Genomic DNA, 18207 nt, shown 5'->3' with positions numbered 1-18207 from the left:
CGGGTGTCCTGCCCGCGTCTTTTTTCACCTCCAGGAGCAGCACGATGGGCATCGATTCCGCATCTTCCGGCGGCGTGTATCCGCTGCATCACGGCGACCACAATTCGCATGGCGTGCCGCCGACCGTCAACCCGGTCGCGCTGAGCCGCGGCCGCGACCAGCCGTTCTTCGACCCGGTCGCGTACGGCAACGGCCCCGACGACTCGGTGACCGACACGACCGAGGCGGCCGCGATCACGCATCACACCATCCTGATCGACGGCAAGCGCATCGCGTACACGGCGACGGCCGGCCATCTCGTGACGGTCGACCCGAGCAGTTCGCAGCCGGCCGCGAAGCTTTTCTACGTGGCGTTCACGGCCGACGGCGCGAAGGAAGAAACGCGCCCGGTGACGTTCTTCTATAACGGCGGCCCCGGTTCGTCGTCGGTGTTCGTGCTGCTCGGCTCGTTCGCGCCGAAGCGCATCAAGACGTCGATGCCGGGTTTCACGCCGCCCGCGCCGTACCAGATCGAAGACAACCCGGACAGCATGATCGACCACAGCGACCTGGTGTTCATCAATCCGGTCGGCACCGGCTATTCGGCGGCCGTCGCGCCGAACAAGAACCGCAATTTCTGGGGCGTCGACCAGGATGCGGATTCGCTGAAGCAGTTCATCAAGCGCTACCTGACGAAGAACAACCGCTGGAATTCGCCGAAGTACCTGTTCGGCGAATCGTACGGCACAGCGCGCAGCTGCGTGCTCGCGTACAAGCTGCACGAGGACGGCGTCGACCTGAACGGCGTCACGCTGCAGTCGTCGATCCTCGACTACCGGCAGGCCGGCAACCCGGTCGGCGCGCTGCCGACCGCCGCGGCCGACGCGTGGTATCACAAGAAGCTCGGCGTCACGCCCGCGCCGACCGATCTCGGCGCGTTCGTCGAGGAGGTCGCGCAGTTCGCGCGCACCGACTACCTGAAGGCGCTGCGCACGCTTCCGCATGCGGATCCGGCGGCCGTGCAGAAACTGTCGCAATACACGGGCATCGATGCGGCGACGCTGCAATCGTGGAGCCTCGATATCGCCGGCTACGACACGCGCGGCAATTCGCTGTTCCTGACGACGCTGCTGCATGCGCAGGGGCTCGCGCTCGGTTCGTACGACGGCCGCGTGACCGGAATCTCGTCGGGCATCGCCGGCAAGATCGATCCGAACTCGGGCGGCAACGATCCGACGATGACGGCCGTGACGGGCGTCTATACGGCGATGTGGAACAGCTACCTGAACGAGCAGCTGAAGTTCACGTCGAATTCCGCGTTCACCGACCTGAACGACCAGGCGTTCCGGAACTGGGACTTCGGCCACATCGACCCGACCGGCGCGCAGCAGGGCATCGATGCGCAGGGGAACGTGATTCTCTATACGGCCGGCGATCTCGCCGCGGTGATGGCGCTGAACGTCGACCTGAAGGTGCTGTCGGCGAACGGCTTGTACGATTTCGTCACGCCGTTCTACCAGACCGTGATCGACCTGCAGCAGATGCCGCTGGAGGATCTGAAGGTGCGGCAGAACCTGTCGGCGCGGTTCTATCCGTCGGGGCACATGGTGTATCTCGACGGCGGCTCGCGCACCGCGCTCAAGCGCGACCTCGCGACGATGTACGACGCGACGGTCAGCGATACGGGTGCGCGACTGCGGATTCGCGCGTTGCAGGCGAAGAAGGCGGGCGGGCACGCATAGCGCTGCCCGTGGTGGGCGTGCCGCGCGCGGCCTCGACGGCTCGCGCGCGGTATGCCGGTTGCGGCGGCCGGCTTACGCGGGCCGCCAGTCGAACGGCGTGTACGGCAGCGCGCGCTTGTGGCGCGAACCGTCGAAGAAGCGCAGCACCGTTTCGTACACGCGGTCTTCGACCGGCTTGCCCTCGAGGAAATCGTCGATCTCGTCGTAGGTCACGCCGTACGCGTGCTCGTCGGGCCGCAGCGGACGCAGTTCCTCGAGGTCGGCCGTCGGCACCTTCATCACGATCGTTTCCTCGCCGCCGAGCGCACGCGCGACCGCGCGCACGCGCCGCTTGCTCAGGCCCGCGAGCGGCAGGACGTCCGCGCCGCCGTCGCCGAACTTCGTGAAGAAACCCATCAGCGACTCGGCCGCATGGTCGGTACCGATCACGATGCCGCGCCGCGCGCCGGCCACCGCGTACTGCGCGATCATGCGTTCGCGCGCCTTGATGTTGCCGTGCACGAAATCCTGCTGCGCCGGCGTGTCGAATGCGTGGCCGGATGCGACCAGCGAGCGCAGCATCGCATCCGCGGCCGGCTTCACGTCGACCGTCAGCACCTCGTCCGCGCGCACGAACGCGAGCGCGCGCTGGGCATCGGCTTCGTCGTTCTGCACGCCGTTCGGCAAGCGCATCGCGATGAAGCGCGCATCGTAGCCGTCGGCGCGCAGGCGCTCGACCGACAGCTGCGCGAGCCGGCCGGCCGTCGACGAATCGACGCCGCCGCTGATGCCGAGCACGTAGGACCGCAGGCCGGTCGAACGAAGATAGTGCGCGAGGAAATCGATGCGGCGGTCGATCTCGGCCTCGGCGTCGAAGTGCGGGGCAACGTTCAGTTCGGCAATGATCGCGCGCTGGCGGCTGGCGTAATCGGCGGATGTCATGAAGAAAGTTCCGGAACGAAATGCAAGGCGCCCATCATAAGCGCAATCGCGGCGCGGTGCCGCGCCGGGCGTGCGTTCCGGAGGCTTCGCGTTGCTTCGGCGAGACGTACTGCGTCGCCGTGGTGCACGGTGCGCCGGGCGGGTGCGGGATGCCGGGCGAACGGCATGCGCGCTCGCCCCGCCGACGGGATGCGCGCCGGATGGCCGGCGTCAGCGCCGCGCCAGCACGACGCCCACCAGCGCGAGCGCGAAGCCGGCGAGCTGGATCGCCGCGAGCGTTTCGCCGAACAGCCAGTAGCCTTGCAGCGCGGCCAGCGGCGGCGCGAGGAACAGCAGCGACGTCGCGCGCGCCGCGTTGCCGCGGCGCAGCATCCACATCAGCATCGTGACCGCGCCGCCGGACAGGAACACGACGCCCCACACCAGCGACACCCATAGCGCCGGCGCGCCGATCCAGCGGGTTTCGTGAAGCAGCGCGATGAAGCCGGTCGCGACGATCGCCGCGCCGAAATTCTGCACGGCCACCGCCGTGCGCAGGTCGCTCTGCGCGAGCTTGCCTTTCTGGTACAGCGAGCCGGCCGTGATCGATCCGACCGCCAGCACCGATACGGCGACGACCAGCCACTCGGGCGCCGCACCCGGCGGCGACGCGACGCCGCCCGCGACCTTCGGCGCCAGCACGAGCGCGACGCCGACGAGCCCGAGCGCCATCCCGAGCCAGCCGCGCGCGGGCAGGCGCTCGTTGAACAGCGGGACCGCGAGCACGGCGGTGGCGAGCGGCTGCAGCGCGCCGAGCAGTGCCATGACGCCCGCGTTCAATCCTTGCGCGACGGCCCAGTAGCTGGCGCCCAGATAGACGCCCTGCAGCAGCGCGCCCGCGATCAGATGGCGCGGCCATTCGCGGCGGGCCGGCCACGGTGCGCGCGCGGCGAGCGCCACGACGCCGAACAGCGCGGCCGTGCCGGCGAAGCGCGCGAGCAGGAACAGGTTGGGATCGGCGTAGGGCTTGATGGCCCGCGCGACGATGAAGCCGGTGGACCACAGCGCGACGAACGCGGCGGCGACGATCGAGGTAAGCATGCGTGACGGGCCACGAGCTGGCCGGACAGAATCGGAAAGTCGGCCAGTATCGGGGGAAGCGGGGCCGGCGTCTTGTCGAATCCTGCACTCATGCCGGGCGAGGCGTGGCCGTGCCGGTCGTCAACGTGCGCCGGGTTTGCGGCGCGGAAAGGGAGGGGGCCGCGCGGCGCGATGCGGCGCGGCCGGGCGTGAAGCTGCGGCGATCGGCCGGATCAGTCGATCGAGAACGTGTCGAGCGGCTGGTTGGCGCGCGCATCCGTCGCGAAGCGCGCGGCGAGCTGTTCATAGAGCCGGCGTGCCTCGTCGAGCGTCAGGTCGATCCAGTACGGATCGCCGGCCGCGTCGTTGAGGCGTTCGGGCGGAAACTGGATTTCGATCACACTGCCTTTGCGATACATGGCGCGAGCCCCTTTGCTTGATCCGTCATTCGGCGAAACGCAGAGTGTAGCAACCGGCGTCGCGCCGATTCGCGCGCATGAGGCAATACAGAATTTCGCTTTCGGGAAACGCGGCCAGCCGCGTTTCCCGCCGCCGTCAAATGCCGGTCAAACGGCCGTAATACAATGGCCGGCTCACCCATTACAGTCGCCTCGGGCGCACACGCGATGCTGGCGGAACAACGTCATCAATACATCCTGTCGGAGCTCGGGCGGTCGGGCGCGCTGTCGGTCGCGGAACTCGTCCGTTCGCTCGACGTGTCGCGCGAGACGGTAAGGCGCGACCTGAATGCGCTGGCCGCGCGCGGCCTGCTCGTGATGACGCACGGCGGCGCGCTGGCCGCCGATCGCCGCGAGCCGAGCCTGTCCGAGCGCGAAGCCGCGAATGCCGAAGCGAAGCGCACGATCGGGCGGCGCGCGGCCGAATTCGTGCCCGACGATGCATCGGTGCTGATCGATTCGGGCAGCACGCCGCATGCGGTCGCGCTCGCGCTCACCGACCGGCACCGGTTGTCGATCTACACGAACGACTGGCGTACCGCGTTCGTGCTCGCGCGGCGCAACGGCAACCGCGTGACGCTGCTCGGCGGCGAGCTGTCCGACGACGAGGATGCGACCTTCGGGCTCGACACGATCCACCAGCTCGCGCAATACCACGTCGATTTCGCGTTCGTCGGCGCCGGCGGCATCACGCCCGACGGCGAATGTACCGACTACTCGCGGCTCGCGGCCGAGGTGCGCAGCCGGATGATCGCGGCGGCCGGCACGGCGATCATCGTCGCCGACCATTCGAAATTCGGCCGCGTGACGCCGGTGCGCATCAACGGCACGGCCGCCGCCCGCTATCTCGTGACCGAGCGCGCGCCCGACAAGGCCGTGCGCCGTGCGCTGACCGCGCGCGGGATCGAACTGCTCGTGTGCGACTGACGCGCGTCCGACATACAAGGTTCATCGAAGCGTCATTCCACGGGAAGACCCGCCGCCGACACTGACCCATTCACCTCGACCGGCCGTCAGGCCAGGGAGCAATGAATGACCGTCAGCGTGCGCAGCTATCTTTCCCCCACCCTGGTCCTGCTGGCCTTCGACTGGCCCGATGCGGCGGCGCGGCCCGATTTCCTCGGCTTCGCGATCCGGCGCACGCCGGGCTTCTGGTCGGCCGACGGCAAGACGCGTGCGCCGGACAGCTGGTTGCCGAACCGCCTGACGTTCGACGGCCCGGCCGCCGACACGCAGGGCGATGCGCCGACCGACCAGGCGCCGATCCAGAAATTCATGTGGTGGGATGCGCGCATCGATCCTCAGGACCGCGACGCATCGTTCCGCTACGACGTCTATCCGGTCGTCGGCACGCCGGCGAACCTGCAGGTGCTCGACGCGGAGGCCGGCGTATGCGACGTCGTGCTGCCCGCGCACATCGAGGACGGCATCGGCACGTGGTTCAACCGCGCGGTGGTCAGCTCGCAGGCGTTTGCCAGGCAGGTCGCGGCGCTGAGTCTCGCGCCGAACGAGGCGCCGAGCGACGCACAGGCGCTGAAGTTGCGCACGTGGCTCGCGAACGACATGGAGCAGGTGTTCGCGGAGATGCTCGACCCGGCGTCGCGCGCGGCGTCGGCCGTCTATCACCTGACCGACACGCTGTGGGCGCTGCCCGCATTCGAAGCGTTCGGCCGCAAGCACGGCGAAGCGTCGCTCGCGATCGTCTACGACGCGCACACGACGGCGCGCAAGGGTAAGCCGCCGCTGCCGTCACCGAACCAGCCGGCCGTCGACGCGCTGCAGGGCCTCGCGACGCTCGCGCCGCGCGACAGGACGCACATCATGCACGACAAGTTCATCGTGACCGACGCGCCGTCGAACCCCGCGCCCGCGCGCGTGCTGACCGGTTCCGCGAACTTCACGACCGAGGGGCTGACCGAGCAGGCCAACGTGCTGCACGCATTCGACTCGTCCGTGCTCGCCGCGCTGTACAACGACCGCGCGCATGCGCTCGCGAGCAATCCTTCGATTGCCGAGACGGCGCAGCTGACATCGGGCTGGTCGGCGCCGATGACGATCGGCAGCGCGCAGGTGCGCGTCGCGTTTTCGCCGGAGCCGGCGGGGCAGCGTACGGAGATCGACACGATCGTCGCCGCGATCGCGGCCGCGAAGCATTCGGTGTCGTTCTGCCTGTTCATGCCGACCGACGCGGCGCTGCGCGATGCCTGTTTCGCGGCCGGCGACCGCGGGCTGATGATGTTCGGGCTGGTGAACCGGATCAGCGTCGGCAGCGCGACGAAGGCCGATACCGCGCGGCAGGCAGGCCAGACGCTCGATGCGGCCACGCTCGCGAACCTCGAGTTGTACCATCGCAGTCGCGACAACCGCGACGTGATCGATGCCGCGTATTTCTCGCCGGCCACCGTGCCGCCAGGCTTCACGCCGGAACTGCGGCTCTTTCCGGGCGAGCCGGCGCCGGCCTTTCCGCCCGTCGTGATCCATCACAAGTTCATCGTGATCGATGCGGAAGGCGCGAATCCGGTCGTGTACACGGGCTCGGCGAACATGAGCCGCAATTCCGAGCAGTACAACGACGAGAACCTGCTCGAGATCCGCGACACGCGGGTCGCGGCGATCTATCTCGCGGAATTCCTGCGGCTTTACGAGCACTATCGCGCACGGGCGCTGGCGATCGATGCGCAGCGGCACGGCCCGGACGCGGGGACGGGCGCGCATGCGCGGCTCGCGCTCGCGCCCGATTCGCGCTGGGCGAGGAAGTATTACGTGCAGGGAAGCCCGGAAGAAAAGGCGCGGATCGCACTGGCGTCGACCGCGCCGACCAACTGACGCACCGAAGTGCGAAGGGCACGGCAGGTGCGTGCCCCGGCCGGCCGCCGCCGCTTACGCGGCGACGTAGCGCAGCACGGCGTCGGCGATCGTGTCGCGATGCCGCGTGCGCAGGCGCGGCGCCGACGGATCGCGGCCGAACGCGGCGCCGAACGTGTAGCGGTTCGACACGCGGTGGAAGCAGAACGAGCTGATCAGCAGGTGCAGGTCGAATGCATCGATGTCCTTGCGGAACGCGCCGCTGGCCGCACCGCGCTCGACCAGTTCCTCGAGCGTCTTGATGATGCTGACGTTGCGGTTCTTGAACGACTTCAGCTGTTCGAGATACTTCGCGCCGTGGATGTTCTCGATCGACACGAGGCGGACGAAGTCGCGATGCTTGTCGTGATAGTCGAACGTGAATTCGACGAGGCGGCGCATGCCTTCGCGCGGCTCCATGTCGCCGACGTGCAGTTCCTGCTCGAGCGCGCGGATGTCGCCGTACACCTTCTCCAGCACGGCCTCGTACAGGCCTTCCTTGCTTTCGAAGTAGTAATAGAGCATGCGCTTCGTCGTGTTCGTGCGCTCGGCGATCGCGTCGACGCGCGCACCGGCGAGGCCCATCGCGGAGAATTCCTGCGTGGCGACGTCGAGAATGTTGCGCTTGGTTTGCTCGGGATCGTATTTGCGCCGCGCTTCGGACGCAAGCGCTCGGGTGTCGGACGTGGCGGCCTTGCTTCCTGCTTTCATGTGACTTTGTTTTGGGTTCGCGGCGGCTAGGAAAAGGCATTCTAGCATGTGGGAAATGCCCGCCCGGCCGACCTTCCGCTCTAATCGGCCACGCCGTCCGGCGGGGCCGTTTCGGCCGCCGCGCCCGCTCGGCGGCGGCAGGATGCGAGCGCGTCGCGGGCCTGGTAGGCGGTGTACGTGAGCTGCGCGGCGGCGAGGCCGGCCAGCCCGAACGTACGCGTGAGCCCGAACGCGGCGAAGCCGTCCGGCACCGGCCGGCCTTCGGCCAGCGCGGCGGCGAGCGTTTCGCCGGCCACCGTGGTCGGCGCCATGCCGTGGCCGCCAAACGCGATCGCGTGCCATACGCCGTCCGTGTCGCGGCCGATCTGCGGCATCTTGTGCCGGGCGTAGCTCATCAGCCCGCCCCACGCGTAGTCGACCTTCACGCCTTCCAGTTGCGGATACACGCGCAGCAGGTCGCGCCGCAGCAGGCGCGCGATCGCATCGGGGCCGCGGTCGAGCACCGAGATCCGGCCGCCCCACAGGATGCGCGTGTCCTTCAGCGGCCGGTAGTAGTCGAACGCGAAACGCGTGTCGTAGATCGCGTACGGCGCGTCGATCGCGTCGGGCAGCCGCGTGCCGAGCGGCTCGGTCGCGATCACGTAGGTCGCGATCGGCAGCACCGCGCGCTCGATGCGCGGCGACACGCCGCGCGCGTAACCGCCGCCGGCGAACACGACGTCTTTCGCGCGCACCGCGCCCTGCGCCGTGCGCACGACGTACCCGGCGCCTTCGCGCGCGATGCCGAGCGCGGCCGAGCGTTCGTACACGCGGGCACCGCCGCGCGAGGCGGCCGCCGCGACGCCGAGCACGTACTTGAGCGGATGGAAGTGGAAGGCGTTCGGCTCGAACAGGCCGCCGTAATAGCGCTGCGTCTTCAACCGCTCGCGCAGCGCGCCGGTCGGGACGGGTGCCCAGTCGACGCTGAGTTCCTGCTTCATCAGCGTGCGCACGCCGTCGAGCCGCGACGGATCGTCGAACCAGTTCGCGAGCATCACGCCCTGGTCGACGATGTCGCAGTCGATCCCGTAGCGGGCGATCCGCGCGCGGATCAGGTCGACCGCATCGACGGTGAGCCGGTACAGCCGGCGCCCTTCGTCGCGGCCGAGCGTGCGCAGCAGGTCGGCATTGTCGAGGCTGTAGCCGCCGAACACGAAGCCGCCGTTGCGGCCCGACGCACCGAAGCCGACCCGTTCGCCGTCGAGCACGACGACGTCGCGCACGCCGCGCTCGACGAGGCCGAGCGCCGTGCACAGGCCGGCGAGGCCGCCGCCGACGATGCAGACCTGCGTGTCGATCGTGCCGGTCAGTTGCGGGTAGGGCTGGCGGGTAACGGTGGCTTCGTAGAAGTTCTGCATGCGATTTCGTTGATTCGTGACGACGGGAAAACGGACGGCGCGCGTCGATCTTGCCTGAACGCGTGCGCCGCGTCGAATGGCGCTTGTCAGGGCGCCGGCCACCGCGTTCGGGCGGCAGCCGGCGCAATGCGTGACGTCAGGCTTCAGGCTTCAGGCGCCCGGCGTCGGGTTGGCCGGGCGCGCGACGTAGCCCGCGTAGCCGATGTCGGCCTGCGGGGCCGTTTCGGGCGGAGCGTTGCGTTCGATCCACGGCGCGATCTCCATGTCTTCGTAGCGTACGAGGCGGCACTTGCGCACCAGCGCGTAGCCGAGCCAGATCGCGACGAAGAACGGCAGGCCGATGTAGGTCGCGGCGATGCCGGCCCAGTCGATCTTGTCGGAGAGGAACGCCTGGTAGTCCTGGCCGAGCGCGACGACCGCGCACAGCGCGAACGCGAACAGCGGGCCGAACGGGAACCACTTCGACCGGTACGGCAGCTGATCGAGCCGGTAGCCCTGCTTCAGGAAACCCTTGCGGAACCGGTAGTGGCTGACCGCGATGCCGAGCCACGTGATGAAGCCGGCCATGCCCGACGTGTTCAGCAGCCACAGATACACGGTCTTGTCGCCGTACAGCGACGTGAGAAAGCACAGCGCGCCGACGGCCGTCGTCGCATACAGTGCATTGCGCGGCACGCCGCCCCGCGACAGCTTCGCGAAGATCTTCGGCGCACGGCCTTCGACCGCGAGGGTGTAGAGCATCCGCGTCGACGCGTACATGCCCGAGTTGCCGGCCGACAGCACGGCCGTCAGGATCACCGCGTTCATCACGCCGGCCGCGAACGCGAGGCCCGCGTGGCGGAATACGAGCGTAAACGGGCTTACGCCGATGTCGGTCACGTCGCTCTTCAGCAGGCTCGGGTCGGTGTAGGGAATCAGCACGCCGATCACGAAGATCGCGAGCACGTAGAACAGCAGGATGCGCCAGAAGATCTGGCTCACCGCGCGCGGGATCGTCGTGCGCGGGTTCTCCGATTCGCCGGCCGCGACGCCGATCATTTCGGTGCCCTGGAACGAGAAGCCCGCGATCATCGCGACGCCGAGCATCGTTGCCCAGCCGCCGGCGAACGGCGCGTCGCCGATCGTGAAGTTGCTCCAGCCGGCGCTCGGGCCGCCCTGCATGATCCCGAAGATCATCAGCAGGCCGACGCCGACGAACGCGAGCACCGTCAGCACCTTGATCAGCGCGAACCAGTATTCGGCTTCGCCGAAACCGCGCACCGACAACGCGTTGAGCGCGAAGATCAGCGTGAGGAACAGCGCGCTCCACCAGACGCCCGGCACATGCGGGAACCAGTAGTGCATCACGAGCTGCGCGGCGACGAGTTCCACCGCCAGTGTCACGGCCCAGCTGTACCAGTAGTTCCAGCCGAGCGCGAAGCCGAAGCCTTCGTCGACGAATTTCGCGCCGTAGGTCGCGAACGAGCCCGACACCGGCATGAACGCGGCCATTTCGCCGAGGCTCGTCATCAGGAAATAGACCATCAGGCCGATCACCATGTACGCGATCATCGCGCCGCCGGGGCCGGCCTGCGAGATCGACGCGCCGGATGCGACGAACAGGCCCGTGCCGATCGAGCCGCCGATCGCGATCATCCGCAGATGACGGGCCTGCAGCGCACGGTGAAGGGACGGCTTCGCGGGCGGCGAGCCGGACGGACGGGGCGAATCGGGGCGGGCGTCTGAATGCATGGCGGGCGCTGGGCGCTGTCTCCGGGATTGTTTTTTCGGTGACGAAGCGCGACGCGTTGCCGGACGCGGGCCGGGGCAGCGGTGATGCGGTGCGAAACGGGCCGCCGGGGGCCCGATGAGCCGGGCCGCGGGGCGTGTCGCCTTCGTCGGGCGTCCGGCCGCTTGTCATGGCGGCCGGCGGCGCGCCGGGTGCATGGCACCTCGACGCCGCCCCGATTGTGGGTGCCCGATGTACGGGCGGCAAACGATATTTCCGAACAGGGTGATGCAGCTTCGTCATCAACTCGCGCCACGTCGGGACGCGTCCCATGGCCCGGTCACGAGCCTTGGAAAAGTCTCGTATCGGGACGGGAGCGCACGCGTTCTTCCTGCCAGGGTGTTGCGTTTTGGGAATGAAGTCGTGAGTTAATATCAATAGCGGCCCGACTTGTGGCCACCGACAATGTGTTTCATGGATCGTGCCTCGCGAGGCTGGGGCGCGCCGTCCGGCCGGGCTTCCGGCGGCGGCGCGGCGCGATGCGCCGTATGCGGCGCACCGGGCCGGCCACGCGGCCCATCCGCTTGCACAGGGCGCGCGAACGCGCTCCAATCGAATCACGCGGGCGGCGCTGCCGCCGCACCGATCAATCTGTCCCTGAAGAGGAAGTGATGCAATTCAACGACATTCTTGCCGCGCTCGATATCGATCTCGCCCAGTGGAAAGGCAATGCGCTGACCGCGCGTTCGCCGCTCGACGGCGCGACGCTCGCGACGCTGGCTGTCGACACGCCGGCCGACGCGGAGCGCAAGATCGATGCCGCGCACGACGCATTCCTCAAGTGGCGCACGGTGCCGGCGCCGGTGCGCGGCGAACTCGTGCGCGTGTTCGGCAATGTCCTGCGCGAGCACAAGGCCGAACTGGGCCGTCTCGTCACGCTCGAGGCCGGCAAGATCACGTCGGAAGGCCTCGGCGAAGTGCAGGAAATGATCGACATCTGCGATTTCGCGGTCGGTCTGTCGCGCCAGCTCTACGGCCTGACGATCGCATCCGAGCGCCCGGGCCACCGGATGATGGAAACGTGGCACCCGATCGGCGTGTGCGGCGTGATCTCGGCGTTCAACTTCCCGGTTGCCGTGTGGGCATGGAATGCGGCGCTCGCGTTCGTGTGCGGCGATTCGGTCGTGTGGAAGCCGTCGGAAAAGACGCCGCTCACCGCGATCGCGTGCCACGTGCTGCTCCAGAAGGCGATCCGCGAGTTCGAGAAGACTCATCCGGGCGTCGCGCCGGCGGAACTGAGCCAGCTGGTGCTCGGCATGCGCGATGTCGGCGAGGTGCTGACGGCGTCGAAGAAGGTGCCGGTCGTCAGCGCGACGGGCAGCGTGCGGATGGGCCAGGAAGTCGCGAAGGTGCTGAGCCAGCGTCTCGCGCGCGGCATCCTCGAACTCGGCGGCAACAACGGGATGATCGTCGCGCCGAGCGCGGATCTCGATCTCGTCGTGCGCGCGGTCACGTTCGCGGCGGTCGGCACGGCCGGCCAGCGCTGCACGACGCTGCGCCGCCTGATCGTGCATCGCAGCCTGGTCGAGCAACTGCTGCCGCGCATCGAGAAGGCCTACACGTCGGTGAAGGTCGGCAACCCGCTGGAAGAAGGCACGCTGGTCGGCCCGCTGGTCGATCGTGCGTCGTTCGACGCGATGCAGAAGGCGCTGGCCGATGCACGCGAGCAGGGTGGCGAAGTGAAGGGCGGCGAGCGCGTCGACGTCGGTCATGCGGATGCGTACTACGTGCGTCCGGCAATCGTGCGGATGCCGAAGCAGTCGGCGGTGGTCGAGCGCGAAACGTTCGCGCCGATCCTGTACGTGATGATCTACGACAACTTCGACGATGCGATCGAATTGCACAATGCGGTGCCGCAAGGGCTGTCGTCGGCGATCTTCACGAACGACATGCGCGAGGCCGAGCAGTTCATGTCGGCGGCGGGCAGCGATTGCGGGATCGTCAACGTGAACATCGGCACGAGCGGCGCGGAAATCGGCGGCGCGTTCGGCGGCGAGAAGGAAACGGGCGGCGGGCGCGAGTCGGGTTCGGATGCATGGAAGGCTTATATGCGCCGCGCGACGAATACGATCAATTACAGCCGGCAATTGCCGCTGGCGCAGGGCGTGAAGTTCGACGTTTGATGTCGGTTGCCCGAATGGGGCACCATGTATGAGTGAGAAGGGCCGGTTGCCGCGGATGCGGTAACCGGCCCTTCGTGTTTCGGCGCAGGCGGTGCCATCGTCGATGACAAGCCCGCTCAGGCCGTGCTCACTGCTCCGCCGCCGGCATGTTCTGCACGACCAGCATCTGCGGGCTCGACAGCGTGATCCCCGCCGCGCGCAGCTGCTTCAGGATCTCGAACAGCAGATCGCTCTTCGTCGAACTCGCGATCCGCGGGCTCGACACGTAGCCCGTCACGCTCAGCGTGATCCCGTCCGGCGTGAGCTGGCTGAACGTCACCGACGGCGCCGGCTTCTCGAGAATCGCCTGATGCTCGCGATACGCGTCGAGCAGCAGGTCGCGCACCTGCTCGGGATCGGTGTTCAGCGGGAACGTCAGCACCAGCGTCGCGACGCCCTGCGTGCTGTTGCCCATCGTCACGTTGCGCACGTTCTGCGAGATCAGTTGCGAGTTCGGCACGATCACGGTCGAGCGGTCGCTGAGCTGGATCTCGGTCGCGCGCACGTTGATGCGGCGGATGTCGCCTTCGACGCCCGCGATGCTGACCATGTCGCCCACCTTGACGGGGCGTTCGGTCAGCAGGATCAGCCCCGACACGAAGTTCTTCACGATCTCCTGCAGGCCGAAGCCGATCCCCACCGACAACGCGCTGACGATCCACGCGAGGTTGCTCCACCGCACGCCGAGCAGCCCGAGCGTCATCAGCACGAGCAGCACGTAACCGACGTTGGTGAACAGCGTGATCAGCGACACGCGCATGCCCGTATCCATGCCGAGCGCGGGCATGAACTCGCTGTCGAGCCAGCGGCGCAGCGAGCGCAGCAGGTAGAAGCCGATCGCGAACCCGATCACGGCGTTCAGGATCCGGTCGGGCATGATGTTCAGGCTCTGCAGCCGCTGGCTGCCGATCATCGCGACCGCGCTGTCGAGCAGGTCGCCCGGCGTCGTGCCGAAGCCGCCCGTCACCAGCGCGATGGCCGCGATCAGCATCAGCAGGCTCGTGCCGAAGCCGGACAGGACCGTGCGCGCCTGATCGAGGTGGCGGTCCTCGAGCGCGAACAGGTGCTTGATCTGCTGGCCCGTCGACAGGCCCGACGAGAACAGGCTTTCGCTCGCATCGCGCGTCAGCTGGATCAGGATGTAGGTCGCGCACAGCACGATCTCGAACCACACGAGTTCGTACGTGATGAAGCGCGCGACCGTGATGTAGCCGATCAGGAGTGCGATCAACGATACGACGATCGCCAGCGTGACGCCCGCATGGATCAGCCCCGCGAGCGTCGAGCGCTGCTCGGGCGCTTCGCCGGCCGCCGCGAGCGCGCTGCGTGCGCGGTTCGCGCGCAACAGCGACGCGCCGACCGTCAGCGCCACGACGAGCGAGACGATGCCGCGGCCAAACAGCGTGACCGACAGGCTCGTGTCGACGATCCGGTTGATCGATTCGAGCGTGCCGGACACCAGCAGCAGCGCGGCCAGGATGCTGGGGAACGGTTTCATCGCGAGCGCGACGGGATCGGCGAGCGCGGGCAGTCGCCACGACGGATGCTTCGTACAGAGCAGGGCGCGGCCGAGTCCGGCGATCAGCGCGCAGGTTGCGGCGAGCTTCGCGAACTGGTCCCACAGATCGGTCAGCGACGGCGTGAGCTCGTAGCGGCGCGCGACGGCGAGGTAGAGGATCTGAACGGCGATGGCCGTGGCCAGGAACGTCGACAGCACGGTCGACAGCGCCAGCGCGCTGCGGCGCAGGCGCGTGGGCGGCAGACGGTTCAGCGCGATCCACGCGAGCCCGCGCTCGATGAGCCGGCGGCCGCCGAGCCACGCCGCGAACGAGGCGATCAGCAGCACCGTCGTGAGCGCCCGCTGCCCGGGTACCCATGACGAATGCAGCATGTCGAGCAGCTCGTCGTCGAAATCCTGGAGCCGCTGGCGATCGTCCGGCGAAAGGTGGAACAGCGGCAGCCAGAACTGCGCGCTGAAGATGCTGCCCGAACGGAACGCGAGCTGGTTCTTCAGCAGGCTGCGATGCAGTTTCGCGAACTGCTCGGTCAGGTTCGTGAGGCTGGCCTTCTGGTCGGCCGCCTGCTTCAGCGCCGCATCGATCTGCGTCTTGCGTGCGTCGAGCGTGGCCCGTTGTTTGGCGACGGCCGCCGTTTCCGGCGCGGCGCCCTCGGCAGGCGGCGGCCCGAGCACGTCGAGTTGCGCCTGGATCTGCGCGCGTTGCGGCGTGAGATCGCTTTGCAGTTTCGCGATATCGGTGCTCAGTTCCTGGGCCGAGTCGTCGAGCGCGTCCAGTTCCTTGCTGTTGGACGTCGTCGAGGTCTGCTGCTTGATGCGGTCCAGTTCGACCTGCATCTGCTTGAGCTGCGCGATGGCGTCGTTCAGCGAGATGGCCGGGACGGGGGCGCCGACGCCGCTTGCGCCGGGGGCCGAAGCGGCCGACGGAAATGCCGACGCGGTCGCGACCGCCGCGAACTGCAGCAGCGCGATCAGCGCGATTCGGCAGGCGTACGTGGATAGTCGTTGTATGGACATGGATTCTTACGATTTGCCGACAATGCCGGATGCCGAAAAGCAGCCGGAAGCCGGTGGTTGGCCCGACTGCATGTTACCGGGGCGCGGGCCATCGATTTCCGAATCCGCATGGGCGACGTTTCGGCGCCGGGCAGGAGGGGCCGACCGCGGGAAATCCTGCTCGCCCCTGTCTTGTTAAGGGTGTGCCGACCGAATCGCGTCCGAAACCGCGCGATGTTGCCGTTCAGCCGCGGCAGGCGGCCGGACAGATGGTTACGAAATTTACATGAAGTTGGCCCGACGGCGGTTCGTGCTAATTGGGGCGCGAGTCATGGCGGCATACGCTGCCGATGCTGAGCTTTCATTTCCCTGTCGCTTCATCGTCGGTAAAATGCCGCGGGTCGCTGGCAGGCGTCCGGGACATGAGAAGGGTGGGCCGCCTGCCGCGCGGCGAAAAACGAATAACGAAAAGAAATCCTGAGAGCATGGCTGACCGATGTTCATCCGGACGACGTCGTCGCATCCGGTGAAGGTTTCAACGCGTGGCTGATCAGCGTGACGCATGGCTACGTGGACGTCGATCGATTGAAAACGGTCGCGAGCATGATTCCGGTGCTCCACAACCTGATGGCGCTGGCCGATGCGCTCACCGACATCGTCTCGATCATCCGCAAGCGAGGCGGCGAACTGCTCGACTATCTCGGACTCGCGATCAACCTGATCGGCGTGATTCCATTTCCGCCCGTACTGGCGCCCATGCGCCTCACGGCGCGGCCGCTTCTGGCAACGTCGATTGGACGATAGGGAATCTTGTTCGACGTTGTGCCCGGTCAGCCAGCTATAACGAACCGGCTCGCTACATCTGTTCCAATGCGGCCGATGCGCCCGTGCGTCAATTGATTGATGTGCTCAGCCCCCCGCCTCGCTAAAATGCGCGAAGCCGCTCGCCAGTTCCCCTCTGCTGGCGCCAACGACAATCAAGAATCCGGAGACTCGCCACCATGGCATCCACCCAGCCCGACCCGCTCACGGCAGCAGGCGCCGCCCGCCCCGCGGCGATCGACCCCGGCTCCATCTCGGCGCGCCTCGACCGCCTGCCGCCGACCCGCAGCGTCTGGAAGCTCGTCGTGCTGCTGAGCCTCGGCTTCTTCTTCGAACTCTACGACCTGCTGTACAGCGGCTACGTCGCGCCCGGGCTCGTGAAAAGCGGCATCCTGTCGGCGACGACGCACGGCCTGTTCGGCACCACGGGCGTCGCGAGCTTCATCGCCGCGCTGTTCTCCGGGTTGTTCATCGGCACGATCGCATGCGGCTTCCTCGCCGACCGCTTCGGCCGCCGCGCGATCTTCACGTGGTCGTTGCTGTGGTACACGGCCGCCAACGTCGTGATGGCGTTCCAGGACACCGCGGCCGGGCTGAACTTCTGGCGCTTCGTCGTCGGTCTCGGCCTCGGCGTCGAGATGGTGACGATCGGCACGTACATCTCCGAGCTCGTGCCGAAGCAGATCCGCGGCCGCGCGTTCGCGTGCGAACAGGCGGTCGGCTTCGTCGCGGTGCCGGTGGTCGCGTTCCTCGCGTACCTGCTCGTGCCGCATGCGCCGCTCGGCCTCGACGGCTGGCGCTGGGTCGTGCTGATCGGCGCGCACGGCGCGCTGTTCGTGTGGTGGATCCGCCGCGAACTGCCGGAAAGCCCGCGCTGGCTCGCGCAGCAGGGGCGCGTCGACGAAGCCGACCGCATCATGCGCGCGCTCGAGGCGAAGGTCGAAGCCGAATACGGGCGGCCGCTGCCGCCGCCCGCGCCGGCCGAACCCGTGCCGCCGCGCGGCAGCTTCCGCGACATGTGGGTGCAGCCGTATCGCAGCCGCACGATCATGATGACGATCTTCAACGTGTTCCAGACGGTCGGCTTCTACGGCTTCGCGAACTGGGTGCCGACGCTGCTGATCAAGCAAGGCATCACGATCACGTCGAGCCTGATGTATTCGAGCGTGATCGCGCTCGCGGCGCCGATCGGCCCGCTGATCGGCCTCGTGATCGCCGACCGCTTCGAGCGCAAGTCGGTGATCGTCGCGATGGCGGCGGCGATCGTCGTCTGCGGGCTGCTGTTCAGCCAGACGACGGTGGGCGCGTTCCTGATCGTGCTCGGCATTGGCCTCACGCTCGCGAGCAACATCATGTCGTACAGCTTCCACGCATACCAGGCCGAGCTGTTCCCGACGTCGATTCGCGCACGGGCAGTCGGCTTCGTCTATTCGTGGAGCCGCTTCTCGGCGATCTTCTCGTCGTTCGTGATCGCGGCCGTGCTGAAAGGCTTCGGCACGTTCGGCGTGTTCGCGTTCATCGCGGGCGCGATGGTGATCGTGATGGTCGCGATCGGGTTCATGGGCCCGCGCACGAAGGGCATCGCGCTCGAAACCATTTCGAAGTAGTCGGCAGGTACGCACGCGTGTCGCTTCGTTTGTGCGACATGCGTGCAATACGGTTTCGATGGGGACAACGCGTCGCCGGGATGATTTGGCATGCAAATTGATTTGACGGGGAGTCGTTTCATATCGAACGCGCCGAACCGCCGAATTCACAAGCGTGACACGCAACGAAGCCGCAAACGGCAACGAGTTGAAACAAAGCGTGACGAAGCGCAAATCCACCGCCAA

Annotated in this window: 13 protein-coding genes; 6 read left to right on the top strand and 7 right to left on the bottom strand. The window is 67.7% G+C overall.

All coding sequences use genetic code 11. The features are described from left to right. Positions 1 to 44: 44 nt before the first annotated feature. Complete coding sequence (locus AC0KUR_RS08190) at positions 45 to 1721, top strand: S10 family peptidase (RefSeq protein ID WP_473375667.1); 1677 nt, start codon at positions 45 to 47, stop codon at positions 1719 to 1721. 72 nt (positions 1722 to 1793) lie between these two features. On the opposite strand, the gene nadE is transcribed toward AC0KUR_RS08190, so the two are convergent. The 3 genes from nadE to AC0KUR_RS08175 all read right to left on the bottom strand — a co-directional run bounded on the left by nadE (position 1794) and on the right by AC0KUR_RS08175 (position 4120). Beyond that, on the bottom strand, positions 1794 to 2642 hold the full coding sequence (gene nadE, locus AC0KUR_RS08185; RefSeq protein ID WP_034190616.1) for an ammonia-dependent NAD(+) synthetase: 849 nt from the start codon (positions 2640 to 2642) through the stop codon (positions 1794 to 1796). A gap of 210 nt (positions 2643 to 2852) precedes the next feature. Beyond that, positions 2853 to 3722 carry a DMT family transporter gene (locus AC0KUR_RS08180; RefSeq protein WP_473375666.1) on the bottom strand — a complete coding sequence of 290 codons (870 nt, stop codon included), beginning with the start codon at positions 3720 to 3722 and terminating at the stop codon, positions 2853 to 2855. Positions 3723 to 3934: 212 nt separating this feature from the next. Further along, positions 3935 to 4120, bottom strand: a complete 186-nt coding sequence (locus AC0KUR_RS08175; RefSeq protein WP_006480515.1) for a hypothetical protein — start codon at positions 4118 to 4120, stop codon at positions 3935 to 3937. Between the two features lie 207 nt (positions 4121 to 4327). On the opposite strand from AC0KUR_RS08175, the gene AC0KUR_RS08170 reads away from it, so the two are divergent. Further along, the gene (locus AC0KUR_RS08170; protein ID WP_034190614.1) at positions 4328 to 5086 is read left to right on the top strand and encodes a DeoR/GlpR family DNA-binding transcription regulator; all 759 of its coding nucleotides are present in this window, start codon (positions 4328 to 4330) and stop codon (positions 5084 to 5086) included. 105 nt (positions 5087 to 5191) lie between these two features. Beyond that, positions 5192 to 6985 (top strand): phospholipase D-like domain-containing protein, encoded by a 1794-nt coding sequence (locus AC0KUR_RS08165; protein ID WP_226230336.1) that lies wholly within the window; start codon positions 5192 to 5194, stop codon positions 6983 to 6985. Positions 6986 to 7039: 54 nt separating this feature from the next. Here AC0KUR_RS08165 and AC0KUR_RS08160 read toward each other — a convergent pair whose 3' ends face one another. The 3 genes from AC0KUR_RS08160 to AC0KUR_RS08150 all read right to left on the bottom strand — a co-directional run bounded on the left by AC0KUR_RS08160 (position 7040) and on the right by AC0KUR_RS08150 (position 10842). Beyond that, positions 7040 to 7714 (bottom strand): TetR/AcrR family transcriptional regulator, encoded by a 675-nt coding sequence (locus AC0KUR_RS08160; protein WP_034190612.1) that lies wholly within the window; start codon positions 7712 to 7714, stop codon positions 7040 to 7042. A gap of 80 nt (positions 7715 to 7794) precedes the next feature. Further along, positions 7795 to 9111, bottom strand: coding sequence for an NAD(P)/FAD-dependent oxidoreductase (locus tag AC0KUR_RS08155; RefSeq protein ID WP_473375665.1), 1317 nt, complete (start codon positions 9109 to 9111; stop codon positions 7795 to 7797). Between the two features lie 150 nt (positions 9112 to 9261). Beyond that, a complete protein-coding gene (locus tag AC0KUR_RS08150; RefSeq protein WP_473375664.1) occupies positions 9262 to 10842 on the bottom strand; it encodes an amino acid permease in 1581 nt (526 codons plus the stop codon). Between the two features lie 648 nt (positions 10843 to 11490). Between AC0KUR_RS08150 and amaB the strand changes: the two genes are divergently transcribed. After that, positions 11491 to 13002, top strand: a complete 1512-nt coding sequence (gene amaB / locus AC0KUR_RS08145; RefSeq protein ID WP_049033787.1) for an L-piperidine-6-carboxylate dehydrogenase — start codon at positions 11491 to 11493, stop codon at positions 13000 to 13002. A gap of 127 nt (positions 13003 to 13129) precedes the next feature. Here the strand turns inward: amaB and AC0KUR_RS08140 are convergent, their stop codons facing one another. Beyond that, on the bottom strand, positions 13130 to 15574 hold the full coding sequence (locus tag AC0KUR_RS08140; protein WP_049033790.1) for a DUF3772 domain-containing protein: 2445 nt from the start codon (positions 15572 to 15574) through the stop codon (positions 13130 to 13132). Positions 15575 to 16108: 534 nt separating this feature from the next. Between AC0KUR_RS08140 and AC0KUR_RS08135 the strand changes: the two genes are divergently transcribed. Then, entirely contained in the window at positions 16109 to 16357 is a 249-nt protein-coding gene (locus AC0KUR_RS08135) for a hypothetical protein (protein WP_473375663.1), read from the top strand. 197 nt (positions 16358 to 16554) lie between these two features. Further along, positions 16555 to 17982 carry an MFS transporter gene (locus tag AC0KUR_RS08130; RefSeq protein ID WP_226254204.1) on the top strand — a complete coding sequence of 476 codons (1428 nt, stop codon included), beginning with the start codon at positions 16555 to 16557 and terminating at the stop codon, positions 17980 to 17982. The last annotated feature ends 225 nt before the right edge of the window (positions 17983 to 18207 follow it).

It is taken from the genome of Burkholderia sp. YHN3-13, assembly GCF_055810675.1.
Note: the sequence above shows the minus strand (reverse complement) of the source record. Positions and strands in the feature narration are given on the sequence as shown.

Coding starts and splice junctions, on each gene's coding strand:
- AC0KUR_RS08190 (WP_473375667.1), top strand. CDS start 45: ATGGGCATCGATTCCGCATCTTCCGGCGGCGTGTATCCGCTGCATCAC.
- nadE (WP_034190616.1), bottom strand. CDS start 2,642: ATGACATCCGCCGATTACGCCAGCCGCCAGCGCGCGATCATTGCCGAA.
- AC0KUR_RS08180 (WP_473375666.1), bottom strand. CDS start 3,722: ATGCTTACCTCGATCGTCGCCGCCGCGTTCGTCGCGCTGTGGTCCACC.
- AC0KUR_RS08175 (WP_006480515.1), bottom strand. CDS start 4,120: ATGTATCGCAAAGGCAGTGTGATCGAAATCCAGTTTCCGCCCGAACGC.
- AC0KUR_RS08170 (WP_034190614.1), top strand. CDS start 4,328: ATGCTGGCGGAACAACGTCATCAATACATCCTGTCGGAGCTCGGGCGG.
- AC0KUR_RS08165 (WP_226230336.1), top strand. CDS start 5,192: ATGACCGTCAGCGTGCGCAGCTATCTTTCCCCCACCCTGGTCCTGCTG.
- AC0KUR_RS08160 (WP_034190612.1), bottom strand. CDS start 7,714: ATGAAAGCAGGAAGCAAGGCCGCCACGTCCGACACCCGAGCGCTTGCG.
- AC0KUR_RS08155 (WP_473375665.1), bottom strand. CDS start 9,111: ATGCAGAACTTCTACGAAGCCACCGTTACCCGCCAGCCCTACCCGCAA.
- AC0KUR_RS08150 (WP_473375664.1), bottom strand. CDS start 10,842: ATGCATTCAGACGCCCGCCCCGATTCGCCCCGTCCGTCCGGCTCGCCG.
- amaB (WP_049033787.1), top strand. CDS start 11,491: ATGCAATTCAACGACATTCTTGCCGCGCTCGATATCGATCTCGCCCAG.
- AC0KUR_RS08140 (WP_049033790.1), bottom strand. CDS start 15,574: ATGTCCATACAACGACTATCCACGTACGCCTGCCGAATCGCGCTGATC.
- AC0KUR_RS08130 (WP_226254204.1), top strand. CDS start 16,555: ATGGCATCCACCCAGCCCGACCCGCTCACGGCAGCAGGCGCCGCCCGC.